This window comes from Chondrinema litorale (genome assembly GCF_026250525.1).
GTDB lineage: Bacteria > Bacteroidota > Bacteroidia > Cytophagales > Flammeovirgaceae > Chondrinema > Chondrinema litorale.
Genome location: NZ_CP111043.1, coordinates 93,270 through 108,089 on the forward strand (window position 1 = coordinate 93,270; position 14,820 = coordinate 108,089).

The following is a 14,820-nucleotide window of genomic DNA, read 5'->3' on the forward strand; positions in this document are numbered from 1 at the left end:
GAACATGACGATTAAAGAAGCACAAGAAGTAGTAGACAAATGGATTAACACCACCGGCGTGCGATATTTTAATGAGTTGACCAATACGGCAATCTTAATGGAAGAAGTGGGCGAAGTGGCCAGAATTATGGCCAGAAAATACGGTGAGCAATCCTTTAAGAAATCTGATGAATCTGTAAACCTCCCAGATGAAATGGCGGATGTTTTATTTGTGCTCATCTGTCTTGCCAACCAAACTGGAATAGACTTAACAGAAGCTCTTGAAAAAAATCTAGAAAAAAAAAGCATCCGCGATAAAGATCGCCACAAAAATAATGAGAAGTTGAAGTAATGGAGTTTGATGGTTTACTTAAAAGGAAGAAAAGCAAAAAGACCAACTCTTTTATATTTTTTTTTCTGACTTCCGACTCGTAAAAACTGATTTAATTCTTCCATACTAATTAAAGCTGAAGTAATTATGAGTGTTTCGCCTGTATTGAGTTTGAAAATACAGTATCCATCACTTTTATAAACATAGGATCTACCCAAAACTTTAAGTGTAACTGATTCTATATCTGAAAAATGGAAACTAAACTCTTCTGATTCTCTTCTTAAAACTCTAATTATATTTTTAGCAGGATATAAGTATAAAGTTCTGAGAAAGTCATTTTTTACATATTGAAAAATCATAATGGAATTCAATACAAAAAGAATGATTAAAATGATAATTATAAGCAAATACAAATACCCTTTGAATCTAATATCAAATACATCATATTCTTGTTGAAATGAAGAAAGAGTTTGAAATGATATAATGAGGAAAAAACAACATGCTAAAAGAATAAAAAATAGCACATTAAGCTTTAAGATATTAAATTCTTTTTTTATTCTTAAAGAGTATTTTTTACCTGTATTATATGGGTCATACTTGTTCATATGATGTAAAAAGCATCTTTATAAAATAAACAACTTTACTCAGCCTTCTCAACCTTATTTCGCCATTTTTTCCACCAATGTTGGAAAGCAAGTACACCCCAAACTTGGTTTTGGTCAAAATTCATGGTGTTGGCGATGGTGCTTTTCAGGTTTTCTGTAAACTCTGTTCTAAATATTTTTTGCTCAGCTACCATGTCTTTGTTCAGGCAAGCATCATTCACCCAATTCTTCAATTCATTTTTGTAGCCTTTAGCCAATGGCACATCAAATCCTTTCTTTGGTCTTTTATATAATTCTGGTGGTAATAATGGTCTTACTGTATCTTGTAAAATACGCTTTTTCATATTGCCCTTAATCTTGAACTCTGCGGGCAAGTTAAAAGCAAACTCAACCAATCGATGATCTAAAAACGGCACCCTTACCTCCAAACTATTTAACATAGACATACTATCTACTTTGTGTAGCATATCGTTTGGAAGCAGCATATTTACATCATTCAATAACACTTCATTAAAATCTTTCCCTTTTATATCACCAATTAATGCTGACTTTCTTCTATGATATTCATCCATATCGATTTGCTCCAAAAATTCTGGATGCAACATATTAGTCACTTGTGCTTCTGTTGCCCAAGAACACAAGAACCAGTAACGCTCATCGGCAGCCAAATCTAAACTCGAAGCAAATCTGTGCATTCTTCTAAACTGATTGCCCCAATAGGTATTTCTTGACTTCGGCAGTTTGTCTAATACTGGCAAAAACTGTTGCAACACACTAGCAGCCATTCCTTTTTCACGTGCTTTTAACTCGCCCATATATTTATGGTAGCCTGCAAAAACTTCGTCAGCGCCATCGCCAGAAAGCGTAACGGTTACCTGTTGCCTGGTTTTTTTGCTGAGAATGTAAAAGGGTAGAGCAGAAGAATCTGCAAAAGGCTCTGCATACTGATCAAGTATCTCAAACATATGATCGAAAAAATCATCGGTATGCAGGTTAAATACTGTGTGGTTTGTATTGTATTTTTTAGCAACCAGTTCGGCATATTTGGTTTCATCGAACAAAGGTTCATTCTTAAAACCCACCGAATAGGTATTGAGCTTATCTGTATATTTAGAAGCCAATGCCACAACAGTAGAAGAGTCTATGCCACCAGAGAGAAATGCTCCCAGAGGCACATCAGAAACCATTCGTTCTTTAACCGCTTCCTCTAAGTGCATTAAAAGATTAATCTTGGCCTCTTCGTAGTTGCTATAAGATTTACCTTCACTTATATTAATTGCAGGTGTATACCATTTATGCTCAGTTACTTTTTTATCTTGCACTACAAGGTAACTGCCCGGCATTAGTTTCTTTACTCCTTTAAATATTGTGTGCGGAGCTGGCACATAATTAAGCTGTAAGTATTGATAAACAGAAACAGGATCGAGTTCTGGCTCTAAGTTATACGCCAGTAAAGCCCTCATTTCTGATGCAAACATCATTTTGTCTTCATCTTCAAAATATAACAGTGGCTTTATTCCATATCTATCTCGACCAATAAATAGCTTATTTTCTTCTTTATCGTAAATGGCAAAAGCGAAAAAGCCATGAAATTTCTCAAGACATTTTTCGCCATATTGTATATAAGATTGTAAAAGTACTTCTGTATCAGAATGTGTATGAAAAGAGCAACCCTTAGCTTCTAAATCAGTTCTTAGCTCTTTGAAATTATATATTTCACCATTAAAAACTATTACGTATCTACCACTTTCATCATACATTGGCTGGTGAGCTACTGAACTCAAATCTATAATCGAAAGCCTTCTATGCCCTAAACCCACATAATAATCGGTAAACAACTTACCGAAATCTGGCCCGCGATGTTTTAGTTGTTCGTTAGATTTATGAGTATTAATCGTAAAAAAGCGTCCGACTTCATTAAATGCATAAATTCCGGTAATGCCACACATAGATTAAAAAATAAGTATATGATGAAATTTAAGCCAAAACGTAAAGAAAATTGGGTTATTTTCCCAATCTGGGAATTAATATTCCATTTTTTACTGTTCTCTCGTGATTAATGCAACAGCATGTGCTGCAACTCCTTCTCTTTTCCCAACAAAACCTAATTTTTCAGTAGTTGTAGCTTTTAAAGAAACATCTTCTTCTGGCAAATCCATCACTTCAGCTAAACAGGTTTTCATCTCTGGTATATGCGGATTAATCTTTGGTGCTTGTAAGCAAACCGTAGCATCCACATTTTGTATGGTGTACCCGGCTTCTTTTACCATCTTCACCACATCTTTAAGCAGTATTTTGCTGTCTATACCTTTGTATTTGCTATCCTGATCAGAAAAATGATAACCTATATCTCGCATATTAGCAGCTCCCAGTAATGCATCACAAATTACATGAATTAAAACATCTGCATCTGAATGCCCTATAGCACCATGAGTATGAGGAATTTTAATCCCTCCCAACCAAAAATCAACACCTTCTACCAATCTGTGAACATCGTACCCCTGTCCTACTCTTATTTTTAGCATAATTTTTATTCTTTGATATAAACAAAGCACAAAAATATATTCTTTATTGAACCAATATGCTTTTGATATTGATTTTATCAAAAAATCTTTTCACACTTCGTAAAACGATTTAAAATCAACATCTTTAAGGTTTATATTATAGTCTACAACAATCTAATAGCATGAGAAACCTACTAATAGCATTAGTATTTTTATTCATTTGTACAGCCTGTCCTTACGAATCTCCAGTGCCGATTTCAAGTAAAGGAGATAAAATGATGGAAAGTTTATTGGGAAAATGGCAAAGAGAAGAAGACGCCCAGAATTATTACATCGTAGAAAAGTTAGACGACAGAAACTATAAAATAATTGAAAATGCTTTTAATGAAGATGAAGGGACTTATGATATTACGATATACACAGGCTTTATTACAGAAATAAAAGGAACACCATTTTTAAATATTAAGCAATACAAAGTGAGCTCTTCTTCTGATGATGAAATTATAATTACTGGCAGAGACAGCTATTATCTTTATAAACTGAATGTATTAGACGAAAAAACTTTTCAATTATACCCTTTGTCTAACTACATTCGCGAAGAATTTACTAAAAGTCAGTCGCTCAAGAAATTTGTAGAACAAAATATGGAGCTTAGTTTCTTTTATGGTGAAGAAGAAACTTTTTTAAGGAGCACTGAAGAATAATCAATAATTTCAAAAGAAGAGAGTTTATTGAAGCAAAGGGATTGCTATACACTTTTTTTAACTCTTAAATAGCAATATTCAGCTATATTTGCAACAATGAAAGTAGGGATATTTTTTGGAGGTCCCTCCAGAGAAAGGGAAGTATCTTTTGCAGGAGGAAGAACCGTTTATGATAATCTTAATAAAAGCATTTTTGAACCTGTTCCCATTTTTGTTGACAGCTTGGGTAATTTTATCTTACTCGACTGGCAATTTATATACAAAGGAACTATCAGGGATTTTTACCCACCAGTAGCGTTTATACCTGATTCTCCCAATCATTTTCAGGTTTATGTAGAGTCTTTGGGCAACTTAAGCCACGAAGAGCTAGAGAAAATTGCTGCTGAAGTTGGTAGAATTGTAGCACCTTGGGAATTCAAAAAGCTATTTGAGTTTGCATTTCTATGTTTACATGGCCCATATGGAGAAGACGGAAGTTTGCAGGGTTTACTAGAATGGTATAAGATACCTTATTCTGGTTCTGGCATTTTGCCTTCGGCCATAGGCATAAATAAAATTATACAAAGTTCACTTTCTAAAAGCTTGTCTTTTGCAAAACCAGTAAGCAAGGTTATTAGCAAAGACGACTGGTTAAGTGTGAACAAAAAAGCTTTTTTTGAAGAAATAGCTACATTAACTGGCTTGCCTGTAGTGGTAAAAGCAGCTCAGCAAGGTTCTTCAATTGGGGTTTCTATCGTATCAGAAAAGAACTTTGATAGCTTTATAAAAGCTGTAAACAGAGCTTTATTTGTTGAGGAAGTTGAAGCTGAAAAATGGAATACGTTTTCTAAAGAAGACAAAGTCCATTTTATACATGAGCTCATAGATATTCGCCAAGGAATTGGTTTGCCTGTATTCTTTTCGCTAAAATCTTCTATTAGTGATATAGAGTTAATCTACCATCCTGAAGAATTACTCAACAAATTAGACAAATACTTTAATGACTATTCAGACACGGTAGTTTTACAGTCAAGAGACAGTGAAGAGGCCGTTCTTTTCGAATCATTTATTAAAGGTCAAGAATTTTCTTGTATCGTAATTCAAGATGAAAATGGCGAGCCGGTAGCTTTACCTCCTACCGAAATTATAAAATTCGACGAGGTATTCGACTATAGATCAAAGTATCTGCCTGGTATGTCAAGGAAACTTACTCCGGTAAATACTTCAATAGAAAACATTAGAAAAATTCAGGATGAATGTTGCGAGATGTTCAGAAAACTGAAATTTAATGTTTACGCTAGAATTGATGGTTTCCTTTCACCGGATAATCAGGTTTATCTGAATGACCCGAACACAACTTCGGGAATGTTACCATCTTCTTTTTTCTTCCATCAAGCAGCAGAGATTGGCTTAAACCCATCTCAGTTCCTTACTTATATTATCAGAACCTCTTTAGCAGAAAGAATTAAATCTGGTAAAAACGGACACGAGTTAAAGAAAACACTCAATCTTTTAGATGAGAAAATTATCCAATTGCAGCAAGAACAAAAAGAGCGTGTGAAGGTAGCTGTAATAATGGGTGGTTATTCTTCTGAAAGGCATATTTCCATAGAAAGTGGAAGAAACATTTTTGAAAAAATAGCTGCATCTGAAAAGTATGAGGCAATTCCTATTTTTCTTACGGGAGATAGTGGAAACCATGAATTATACCTCACTCCGATCAACATTATGTTGAAAGACAATGCAGATGATATAAAAGACAAAATACACAAAGCGCTCACTCAGAAAAAACATGCTATTCTAAAAGAGAATGTAGAAAAAGCAGAAGAAATCACTAGAAAATATGTAGGTAGAGCTTTATTTGAGCCTGAGCAAATTAATTACGATCTGCTTAAAGGTATTTGTGATGCTGTATTTATCGCACTACATGGAAGACCGGGAGAAGATGGTGAAGTGCAAAAAGAACTTGAAGCCAGAGGTATTCCTTATAATGGTTCCGATTCTGGAAGTTCTACAGTAACTATAGATAAATACAGAACCAACCAAATCCTAAGAGAAAACGGTATTTCTGTAGCTAATCACAGATTAATTCTACAAGACGAATGGGAAAATAATGAGCAAGGATTACTAGAAGAAATTGAAAAAGAATTCTCCTATCCGCTCATTGCAAAACCTTCTGACGATGGTTGTAGCTCTGCAGTTAAAAAGATAAAAAACAGAGAGCAACTAGATGCATTTATTAAACTCATGTTTAGAAAAAATGCTGAAATATCTAAAGCAGAAGCGGCTATTCTAAAACTTCAAAAAAACGAAGAATTCCCTTTCAAAAGTTATTTCTTGATTGAGGAATTGATCGAGAAAAACGATGCTGATCATTTTCTTGAAGTTACTGGAGGCTTACTCACTCACATGCAAGATGGTGAGGTGACTTACGAAGTTTTTGAACCATCAGAAGCGCTGGCAAGTGGTGATGTTTTATCACTCGAAGAGAAGTTTTTAGCTGGTGAAGGACAAAATATAACTCCTGCCAGATTTAGCAAAGACAAAGTTTTTAATAATAAAATTTCTGCTGAGGTGCGAAAAACACTTAAGAAAACTGCAGAGATTTTAAATGTACAAGGCTATGCCAGAATCGATGCTTTTGTAAGAATTTATCCTGAAAAGACGGAAACTATAATTATTGAAGTAAATTCGCTGCCGGGAATGACGCCTGCTACATGTATTTTTCATCAGTGCGCCTTAAATAATTACAAACCCTACGATTTTATTGATAAAATATTGGAGTACGGAATTTTAAGACAAAACAAAACTAAGACTGTGTAATATTGCTTTTGTATTAAAATCAATCAGTGAATTACACATACATATTGACATTTAATGTTCCATGGACAAAGTAAAGGAAGTTCTGAATAAGATATTATCTGTGATTTGGGTTAATAAACCTATTGCTTTCATTATCCACATAGTTTTGCTGGCAGGAATTACATCTTTATTACTTTATTATTTTTTCTACAGCTATTTGCCTGATACAACAAATTTTGGAGAAACCATTACAGTACCCAAACTTACTGGCAAAAACCTAGATGAAATTCCTAGAGAATTAGAAAATCTGGAATTGAGATTTGAGGTTATAGATTCTGTTTATGACCCTGAATACGAACCTTTAGTAGTATTAGACCAGAATCCTTCGCAAAATGAGCATGTTAAGCTTAACAGAAAAATATATCTTACTGTAAATAAAATTCTGCCTCCTGTAGTAAGCTTTCCAGATATTATCGACGGTTCACTAGAAAGTGCTGAGCGTATATTGAAAAGTGTAGATTTGAAACTAGGCAAAATAGAATTTGTACCAGACGAGATTTCCAACACTGTACTTGCTGTAAAAATAGATGGTAAAGAAATTACTAAAGAAGATATAATAGAAGGTGTTAAAATTGCCAAGGGTACTTCAATTGACTTAGAAGTTGGTAGTGGTTTAGCATCAAACCAGAGAGTAATACCAGAAGTAGTTGGCTTACCAGTAGACGAAGCAGAAATCTATTTAAATGGTTATGGATTAGCTACTGGACACATAGAATTTGTTGATACATTGGGTGTAGAAATTGGGACCGTAATAAAACAATCTCCTACTCCAGAAAGAGGCAAAGTTGTGGCTGTTGGTTCAATTATCGACTTGTGGGTAGCTGGTTATTATCCAGAAAATGTGATTAAAGAAGATAACGAACAATGATATTAATATGAAGTGGCTCATTTTTGAGTTACTTCTACCTATTTTAGTATAAATTTCACATTTGTCTATGCAGCATAAATACTTATCTTAATTAATTTAAGCACTTAATTGAAAACTAAGCTGTGTCAAGATTTTTTCTACTTTTACTTCTTTCATTATTTACTGCAAAATTAGCCTTTGCGCAATTTCAGTTTTATCCAATTCCTCAAAAGAATTCTCAAAAAATTAAGAGAAAAAGCATCATGGAAGATACGGTTTTTAGTACGCTCCCATTTTTCGAAGATTTCTCTAATCCAAGTGAGTTCCCTGACCCTACCAAATGGCAAAACGATGAAACGACTCCTTTTGTAAGCAGTGGCTATGGCATTCAGCCTCCATCTATTAATGTAGCCTCTTTCGATGGTGCTCAGGCAAATGGCACCAGATATGACGAAGAAAATCTAAACTCAAATGGCGTAGCAGATCACCTGACTTCCGTTTACTTCGACTTAAGTGAATATGAACCTTCAGATTCACTCTATATTTCTTTTTACTGGCAAGCAGAAGGTTTGGGCGAAACTCCCGGAACAGATAGTTATTTAAGATTACAATTTAGAGATAGAGATGGTGACTGGCAAAACTTATGGGAAACCGCAGGAACGGGAAATACAAATATCGATTCAGTAATTGCCCCTTTTGAAGAAGCCGTTGTAGCGCTCACAGATACTGCAGTATTTCATGAATATTTCGCTTTTAGATTTCAAAATACTGGAAGATTAGCCGGAAGTTTCGACCACTGGATTCTAGATTATATTTTCTTTCATCAAAGTAATCAAGATATTAGAAATGATTTAGCAATTAGCGATCAGGCTACTTCATTATTAAAAAATTACTATGCTATGCCTATTGATCAGTTTAGAGAAGATGAGCTAGCTGATACAATTTACTCAAGCATTCAAAACAATAGTGAAAGTTTACACATCTTCGCTCCAAGAATTAAAGTGACAGATTTATATACAGGCGATACCAAAGCAAATATACCTGTTGAAGCATTGGGAGAAATACCTTTTACAAAAGGTGATACGACCTTTATTATCACTTCAAAAGAAAATATGGATCTTATCGGTTTACAAACAACCACTGATTATGGCGTTGATGCAGCCGATTCATTAGCACTTGAGTATTCTCTGTATTTTGATAAAATCGAAGCAGAGGGTTTATATATTGATGATACGGTAGTAGCATCATTTGAGAGCTCTTTTTATAATGATACACTCAAATCGATAGTAAGACTAGAAGATTATTATGCTTACGATGATGGTGTTGGGGAATACGCTGCAGGAATCTATCAACAATATGGGCAAGTTGCTTATCGATTTATTTTGAATGAGCCAGACTATATTACAGATATTGATATGTATTTCCCTCAGATTGACAATGACCTAGAAGGTCAGGCTTTCAATCTTTTAGTTTGGCAAAAGATCGATTTTGATGACCCAGAAGATGATGAAGTAGTATCTCGTTTAAGTGTAGCTTTTGTTTATCCAGATACTTTAAATGAATTTAGACGACTGAGTTTGAGCGAACCTGTTTTACTTGAAGACACCTTCTATGTGGGTTATGAACAACTTTCCGAAGAATCTCTCCTATTAGGTTGGGATAAAAACCATAATACTACAGAAAACATCTTTTTTAATGTTTATGGAGAATGGGCACAAACTGTTAGTACTCCTGAATATTCTGGCAGTTTAATGATGAGACCTGTTTTTGGCGAAGTAGATATTGTTAGCGGTATTGATGAAGATTTATCTGAACTACAAAAAATCACGGTTTTCCCTAACCCTGCTAGCGATATAATATATATTGAAGGTGAAGCCGACCAATACATACTCACAGACGTTACAGGAAAAACCGTATTAGAAGGAACATTCACGAATCAAAACACAACGAATTCGATCACTCTAAACTCTTCGCTATCAGGCTTGTATATACTGGTATTACAAAAAAATCAAGCTCGTATAGCTAAGAAAATACTTATTAAATAAGTCAATGTTGATATAACTTTACAGAAGTCAACATATCTTTGTTATCAAAAGAAACACCGATAACTTCTGTATTTTCATATTTCAACAACTTTAATTTCTCAAGGTAAGTAAGCATCCTGTATTTTTGGATTTTCTGCATTCTTTCAGAATCAACTTCTACTATTATATTTTCTGAACACAGCTTGTTAGTTTCTTCAATGAGTGCATTTGCATCTTTATATTCTGTCGTTTTATTTCCTATCTTTTTAATGTTTTGCTGCAATTGCTCAATTATTTCTTTTTGAGACTCATTGTAATTTGATAGATCTATCTGATCCTGACCATAAACAACAAAACTTGAACAGATAAGAAAAAAGACTAAAAAGTTCAGCTTTTTCATAAATAAAATTTAAAAAAATGAAAAAAAATGCTGGTTCTTGTAATGATGGATTTTAATTAAAATTACGAAAAGCAGTCTTTACAGGTTCAATTTAATAGTAAAATAAATCTTTAGCCTTCCATAAAATAGATTTTATCATATCTTATTTGGTGAGTTTAGGCTTAGTTGTATGTACAATTTTTTAGGTATACAAAAAGAATAAATAACCAATTTTAGTGTTTTTCTTTCAGTTAATGTTTCATAACATAATCTAACAAACAAACTATGCCGTTTAAAATATTATATGTTGATGATGACAAGTTTATGAGAAGTTTTTTTTCAACTTATTTTGAAGAAAAATATGAACTAACTCTATCTGAATCGGCTGAGGAAGCGGGAGATTTACTTCTAAACTCATTAAACCCAGACTTAATTCTATTAGATTTAGTATTACCTGAGAAAGATGGTGAAACATTTCTTAACGAAATTAAGGCTAATAAGCAGCTATCACTTATTCCAGTATTGATACTTTCTGGTACAGATAAGAGCGAGACCAGAATTAAGATGTTTAAAATAGGTGCTGAGGATTTTATAGTAAAACCTTTTAATCCTATGGAATTAGAAATAAAAATAGAAAAACTTTTATCTAGACAAGCTAAACTGATACATTCCTCAGAAAACTTTAATACTAATTATAATTCTGAAGATAAGAGCAGTAGATATACATCAAACTTTTGCTAAAAACCCTAAATTCTATGTAAGTCGGGCTGTACCACAGTTCGGCTTTTTTTGTTTAAAACTTTTTCTGAGCCCTATTTTTTACTTTTTCTTTTGCGCGTTTTGTGTAAATCATTAAGCTTAAAGATGCAATTAAAGAAATACACGCAGTCGTACCCAAAGCCCCACCATAACCATTAAAAAATTTACTAGTGTTGAGGTAAATAATTGAGAAGATCAAGCCTGATACAAAGAGTAAAATATAACTGTGCAACACTTCTGAAGAAGCCATTCCAATAAATGATGCACCAATAAAAACCAGTGGAATTTCATTCATTATTCCAGACTGTGCATCAACTGAAAGCCCAAACAGCTCAATTAGATCAGCATAATAATAAAAACATAGAGCAACTATTAAAGACAATCCTGCCGAAGCTCTTACTGGCCCCTGCTTCAATTCTGTACTAATAAAATAAGTGAGTACTGCCCCTAATATTCCAGTTAAAATAATGATGAAACTATACATTAATACACTAGATAAAATATAAATGAAACCAATACAACTCCTCCAAATGCTACTGAACCGAGCTTGCCTCCATAGCCATGAAATATGTTTTTTGATATTACCAGAATAATTCCTGCAACAAATGATGCTGCGATTATAAAGTTAAAATCTTGAGCAATATGAGGACCTGTCATCCCGACGAAGGAACCACAATACATAGCGGCTGGAAATTGTTTTGCCAGATATGTTTTACTCAAATTTGGAGCATAAGAAGAAATAAAACCGATGATTCCTACAGCAATCACAGTTTCAAGATGTAGCTTATTACTCAACAAATAAGTGCAAATAGCACCAAAAATCACAAATGGGATTAACCATATATCTTCTTTAAAATGCTCTTGGTCTTTATGAGGAATCTTTCGCCAGAAAAGTACAGTTAAAAGTGTTACAAGGGCTATTGAGAAAGACACAACAGGATTACTAATTTTCTCAAATAGGATAGTTGAAAGAAATACTACTTGTAAAAGTGCAACTACAAATAGTGAAATGGTTGAAGCTGTTTTTTTCATAGAATGTCGTTGCGAGCAGTTACTAACTTGCTCAACATTCGATTATAAAATTAAAAAACATATTGCTCAGGTATTTTAAATTACTGGCAATATGCTCTTAAAAATGAATCTGATAAATTTTATATAAAATGATATAAATCATTAACAGCTAAGGGCTTAGCTGTTTTAAAACCTTCGGCAAACTCAACACCCACATGTTGTCCATATTCTCTAGCTCTCGACTCTAAAAACCTCATAAAAGTTGGAGTAGAAATAAACGTTTGATTTTCGCCAGACTCTCCCTCTCCTGTATGAAATTGCGTTTTAAAAGCTTTTACTGCTTCTACTTTCTTATCCCAGAACTCAGTAATATCCACCACAAAATCTGGCTTTATGTAATTGCTTTGAATGTAATGAAAAATTCTGTTTGGTCTCCAGTGCTCTTGCACTTCATCCTTCACTTTGGTTTCAATCTTCTTTAAACCGCTATAAAAACAAGCATCATAAGCTAATTGAGCAGCTCTAGCATGGTCTGGATGGCGATCTTCCAATGTATTTGCTAAAACAATATCTGGTTGGTATTTTCTAATTACTTTGACAAGCTCTAATTGATGTTTTTTATCATTTTGAAAAAAACCATCAGCAAATGCCAAGTTTTCTCTTACAGAGATTCCCATAATCTTAGAAGCTTCAATAGCTTCATTTTTCCTGCTTTCTGCTGTACCTCTGGTTCCGAGTTCGCCCCTTGTTAAATCTACAATTCCTACTTTCTTACCTTTAGCAATATGTGACATTATGGTGCCGGAACAAGCCAGCTCTGCATCATCTGGATGTGCAGCAATCACCATTAAATCTAATTTCATCTATTATTTAAGTTAATGATAGTTAACAAGTACAATAAGGTTTTCCTTTTTATACTTTAAATGGCCAATTTACAAATACATCTGAACTGAGAAATATTTCACTTTATTCAGTTGTACTTGTTTGGTTTAATTATTAAAGCTCTGATCTATATGTGTCAGGGCTTTTCTTTTTTCATATTATCTGAGGATAAAACCGAATTCAATTTTATCAATTTACCATCTTTAAATTTAAGAATGGGCACATACGAGTTGTCATTTCCTTTGGTGTAATCAAAACCGGGATATAATTTACCAGTCTCTGGAAATCCCTCGTGAATTTTAGCAAACAAACCAGAACCGTACTTCTGCAATTGCTTGCCAAAATAGTACATACACTCATACCCCATAGAAGCATATTGAGATGGTACAAGGTTCATTTTCTTTACATAGTTGCTTCTAAACTTTCTGTAGTCGTACGATTTCTCATTTAAATATCGTGGGTACATAAAATGTACTTTCATTCTCTCTAATTGTTCGTAAGAAAATTGATCGTAGTTTAACCACTCAGAAGAAGCAAAAACTGCTGAACGTGCCATTAAATTTTGTAGAGCACTAATTACATTACTTGCTACAACTGGGTTAGAAGAACTTACATAAACGTGAGGCATAGTATCTGTCGCTAAAGGTTCCAAAGCTTTTTGCAACTTGTTAAAATACTTTTCGTCGTTTTCAAAACCTTGAAATAGCTTTACCTCTCCTCCTCTTTCTTGCAAATACTCTCCGTAGTGAAAGGCTGCATCTTCTTCAGATTTTTTTATGCCGTAAATGATATATGCCTTCTTACTTTTTAATGAATCCATGGCATAATCTACAGCTTCTTCAGCAGAGCTATTATCTGTAGCAGTCGTTAAAAATGCGAATGGATTTCCATTGATAATTAACTCATTGGACGACACTGGGTTTACCATTACTTTTCTAAACAAACCAGCATAATCTCCTGCCAATGAGATTGTTTTAGTATAGAGAGGTCCAATTATCAAATCCATTTCAGCGAATGCAGTATCGCTTAATATTTTCCTCGTTTTGATGCTATCACTTTCAGTATCAAAAGCAAACATGCGAAGCTTGATATTCTCTTTTTCAAGATCATTTACAGCCATTTTAATTCCCTCATACAAATCGAAAACCATTTGCTGTCTTGGCAATAATGAATCTGTTTCAAACTCTTTAAACATGAGAGGTAACAATACAGCTACATTATAAACATCTTTATAAATAATGTCTTCGTCTGCAATGCTCAAACTGTCTTTACTTAGAATATGTTGACCATAAATCGGTAAAAGCTCTTCGTAGAGACTTTCGTAATCTGGATAGATATTTATCTCTAAAAGTGCATTAAATAGCTTTTGCCCTAAAACATCGTACTTGTATTTGCGATACAAAAACTCTAAATCATCTACAGCTACATCTTTTACATTATTTTTAATGAGTTGAATAATTTCAGCTTCAAACTCATTACTTTTTACTTTGCTAAAGTTTTCTAGCCCACTTGCATAAGATTGATTATCTAGATCAATCATTCCAAGTAGATAATAAATATCATCTTTTTTATCCCAGTCTGGATACTTTCTTAATAACTCAAATAGTATGTCTCTGCTTTCTGCTTTTTTGTCTGAATGATAAGCTGATAATGCGTAAAAATACAGTGAATAAGAACGGTACCTGTTATTCTCGCTTACTGATGATAAGGATTTAAATACTTCGTAGGCCTGTTTGTATTGTTTGTTATTCAAAAATGATTTGCCGTATTCATATTTTTTGAATAATGCCTTATCTGACTGTGAATAAGAAGCCAGACAAGTGGCAAAAAAAAATGTTAAAAATAAAATGTATAATTTCATGTATTTCTTTTTACAACTCCGCTAAGAGCAAAACAAGATGGCGGCAAATTTAAGCAAAATTGCCCCGTGTATAAATTTTTGTTGAAATAATTT

14 protein-coding genes are annotated in these 14,820 nt (G+C 33.6%); 6 read left to right on the forward strand and 8 right to left on the reverse strand.

Going from position 1 to position 14,820, the window contains the following annotated elements:
• Positions 1-4: 4 nt before the first annotated feature.
• Positions 5-331: a nucleotide pyrophosphohydrolase gene (locus tag OQ292_RS00470; protein WP_284684077.1), complete on the forward strand. Its 327-nt coding sequence runs from the start codon at positions 5-7 to the stop codon at positions 329-331.
• Between the two features lie 14 nt (positions 332-345).
• Here OQ292_RS00470 and OQ292_RS41335 read toward each other — a convergent pair whose 3' ends face one another.
• From OQ292_RS41335 to ispF, 3 genes are all read right to left on the reverse strand, one after another.
• Positions 346-915, reverse strand: coding sequence for a PH domain-containing protein (locus tag OQ292_RS41335; RefSeq protein WP_489686924.1), 570 nt, complete (start codon positions 913-915; stop codon positions 346-348).
• Between the two features lie 35 nt (positions 916-950).
• Entirely contained in the window at positions 951-2,864 is a 1,914-nt protein-coding gene (asnB, locus tag OQ292_RS00480) for an asparagine synthase (glutamine-hydrolyzing) (RefSeq protein ID WP_284684079.1), read from the reverse strand.
• A gap of 90 nt (positions 2,865-2,954) precedes the next feature.
• Positions 2,955-3,440, reverse strand: a complete 486-nt coding sequence (gene ispF / locus OQ292_RS00485) for a 2-C-methyl-D-erythritol 2,4-cyclodiphosphate synthase (protein ID WP_284684080.1) — start codon at positions 3,438-3,440, stop codon at positions 2,955-2,957.
• A 161-nt stretch (positions 3,441-3,601) separates the two neighbouring features.
• Between ispF and OQ292_RS00490 the strand changes: the two genes are divergently transcribed.
• The 4 genes from OQ292_RS00490 to OQ292_RS00505 all read left to right on the forward strand — a co-directional run bounded on the left by OQ292_RS00490 (position 3,602) and on the right by OQ292_RS00505 (position 9,856).
• Positions 3,602-4,123, forward strand: a complete 522-nt coding sequence (locus OQ292_RS00490; RefSeq protein WP_284684081.1) for a hypothetical protein — start codon at positions 3,602-3,604, stop codon at positions 4,121-4,123.
• A gap of 96 nt (positions 4,124-4,219) precedes the next feature.
• On the forward strand, positions 4,220-6,925 hold the full coding sequence (locus tag OQ292_RS00495; RefSeq protein WP_284684082.1) for a D-alanine--D-alanine ligase family protein: 2,706 nt from the start codon (positions 4,220-4,222) through the stop codon (positions 6,923-6,925).
• Positions 6,926-6,986: 61 nt separating this feature from the next.
• Positions 6,987-7,832 carry a PASTA domain-containing protein gene (locus OQ292_RS00500; RefSeq protein WP_284684083.1) on the forward strand — a complete coding sequence of 282 codons (846 nt, stop codon included), beginning with the start codon at positions 6,987-6,989 and terminating at the stop codon, positions 7,830-7,832.
• 242 nt (positions 7,833-8,074) lie between these two features.
• Entirely contained in the window at positions 8,075-9,856 is a 1,782-nt protein-coding gene (locus tag OQ292_RS00505; RefSeq protein ID WP_284684084.1) for a T9SS type A sorting domain-containing protein, read from the forward strand.
• 1 nt (position 9,857) lies between these two features.
• Here the strand turns inward: OQ292_RS00505 and OQ292_RS00510 are convergent, their stop codons facing one another.
• Positions 9,858-10,235 (reverse strand): hypothetical protein, encoded by a 378-nt coding sequence (locus OQ292_RS00510; RefSeq protein ID WP_284684085.1) that lies wholly within the window; start codon positions 10,233-10,235, stop codon positions 9,858-9,860.
• A gap of 264 nt (positions 10,236-10,499) precedes the next feature.
• Between OQ292_RS00510 and OQ292_RS00515 the strand changes: the two genes are divergently transcribed.
• Positions 10,500-10,955: a response regulator gene (locus tag OQ292_RS00515; RefSeq protein ID WP_284684086.1), complete on the forward strand. Its 456-nt coding sequence runs from the start codon at positions 10,500-10,502 to the stop codon at positions 10,953-10,955.
• A 52-nt stretch (positions 10,956-11,007) separates the two neighbouring features.
• Here OQ292_RS00515 and OQ292_RS00520 read toward each other — a convergent pair whose 3' ends face one another.
• The 4 genes from OQ292_RS00520 to OQ292_RS00535 all read right to left on the reverse strand — a co-directional run bounded on the left by OQ292_RS00520 (position 11,008) and on the right by OQ292_RS00535 (position 14,727).
• Positions 11,008-11,457 (reverse strand): hypothetical protein, encoded by a 450-nt coding sequence (locus tag OQ292_RS00520; RefSeq protein WP_284684087.1) that lies wholly within the window; start codon positions 11,455-11,457, stop codon positions 11,008-11,010.
• Positions 11,457-12,005 carry a hypothetical protein gene (locus OQ292_RS00525; protein WP_284684088.1) on the reverse strand — a complete coding sequence of 183 codons (549 nt, stop codon included), beginning with the start codon at positions 12,003-12,005 and terminating at the stop codon, positions 11,457-11,459. The genes OQ292_RS00520 and OQ292_RS00525 overlap by 1 nt, the downstream gene beginning before the upstream one ends.
• Positions 12,006-12,124: 119 nt before the next feature.
• Positions 12,125-12,847, reverse strand: coding sequence for a bacillithiol biosynthesis deacetylase BshB1 (gene bshB1 / locus OQ292_RS00530; RefSeq protein ID WP_284684089.1), 723 nt, complete (start codon positions 12,845-12,847; stop codon positions 12,125-12,127).
• Positions 12,848-13,002: 155 nt separating this feature from the next.
• Entirely contained in the window at positions 13,003-14,727 is a 1,725-nt protein-coding gene (locus OQ292_RS00535; protein ID WP_284684090.1) for an ABC transporter substrate-binding protein, read from the reverse strand.
• Between the last annotated feature and the right edge of the window lie 93 nt (positions 14,728-14,820).

Excerpts from the sequence above, each read along its gene's own strand:
- OQ292_RS00470 (WP_284684077.1), top strand. The coding sequence starts at position 5 with ATGACGATTAAAGAAGCACAAGAAGTAGTAGACAAATGGATTAACACC.
- OQ292_RS41335 (WP_489686924.1), bottom strand. The coding sequence starts at position 915 with ATGAACAAGTATGACCCATATAATACAGGTAAAAAATACTCTTTAAGA.
- asnB (WP_284684079.1), bottom strand. The coding sequence starts at position 2,864 with ATGTGTGGCATTACCGGAATTTATGCATTTAATGAAGTCGGACGCTTT.
- ispF (WP_284684080.1), bottom strand. The coding sequence starts at position 3,440 with ATGCTAAAAATAAGAGTAGGACAGGGGTACGATGTTCACAGATTGGTA.
- OQ292_RS00490 (WP_284684081.1), top strand. The coding sequence starts at position 3,602 with ATGAGAAACCTACTAATAGCATTAGTATTTTTATTCATTTGTACAGCC.
- OQ292_RS00495 (WP_284684082.1), top strand. The coding sequence starts at position 4,220 with ATGAAAGTAGGGATATTTTTTGGAGGTCCCTCCAGAGAAAGGGAAGTA.
- OQ292_RS00500 (WP_284684083.1), top strand. The coding sequence starts at position 6,987 with ATGGACAAAGTAAAGGAAGTTCTGAATAAGATATTATCTGTGATTTGG.
- OQ292_RS00505 (WP_284684084.1), top strand. The coding sequence starts at position 8,075 with ATGGAAGATACGGTTTTTAGTACGCTCCCATTTTTCGAAGATTTCTCT.
- OQ292_RS00510 (WP_284684085.1), bottom strand. The coding sequence starts at position 10,235 with ATGAAAAAGCTGAACTTTTTAGTCTTTTTTCTTATCTGTTCAAGTTTT.
- OQ292_RS00515 (WP_284684086.1), top strand. The coding sequence starts at position 10,500 with ATGCCGTTTAAAATATTATATGTTGATGATGACAAGTTTATGAGAAGT.
- OQ292_RS00520 (WP_284684087.1), bottom strand. The coding sequence starts at position 11,457 with ATGTATAGTTTCATCATTATTTTAACTGGAATATTAGGGGCAGTACTC.
- OQ292_RS00525 (WP_284684088.1), bottom strand. The coding sequence starts at position 12,005 with ATGAAAAAAACAGCTTCAACCATTTCACTATTTGTAGTTGCACTTTTA.
- bshB1 (WP_284684089.1), bottom strand. The coding sequence starts at position 12,847 with ATGAAATTAGATTTAATGGTGATTGCTGCACATCCAGATGATGCAGAG.
- OQ292_RS00535 (WP_284684090.1), bottom strand. The coding sequence starts at position 14,727 with ATGAAATTATACATTTTATTTTTAACATTTTTTTTTGCCACTTGTCTG.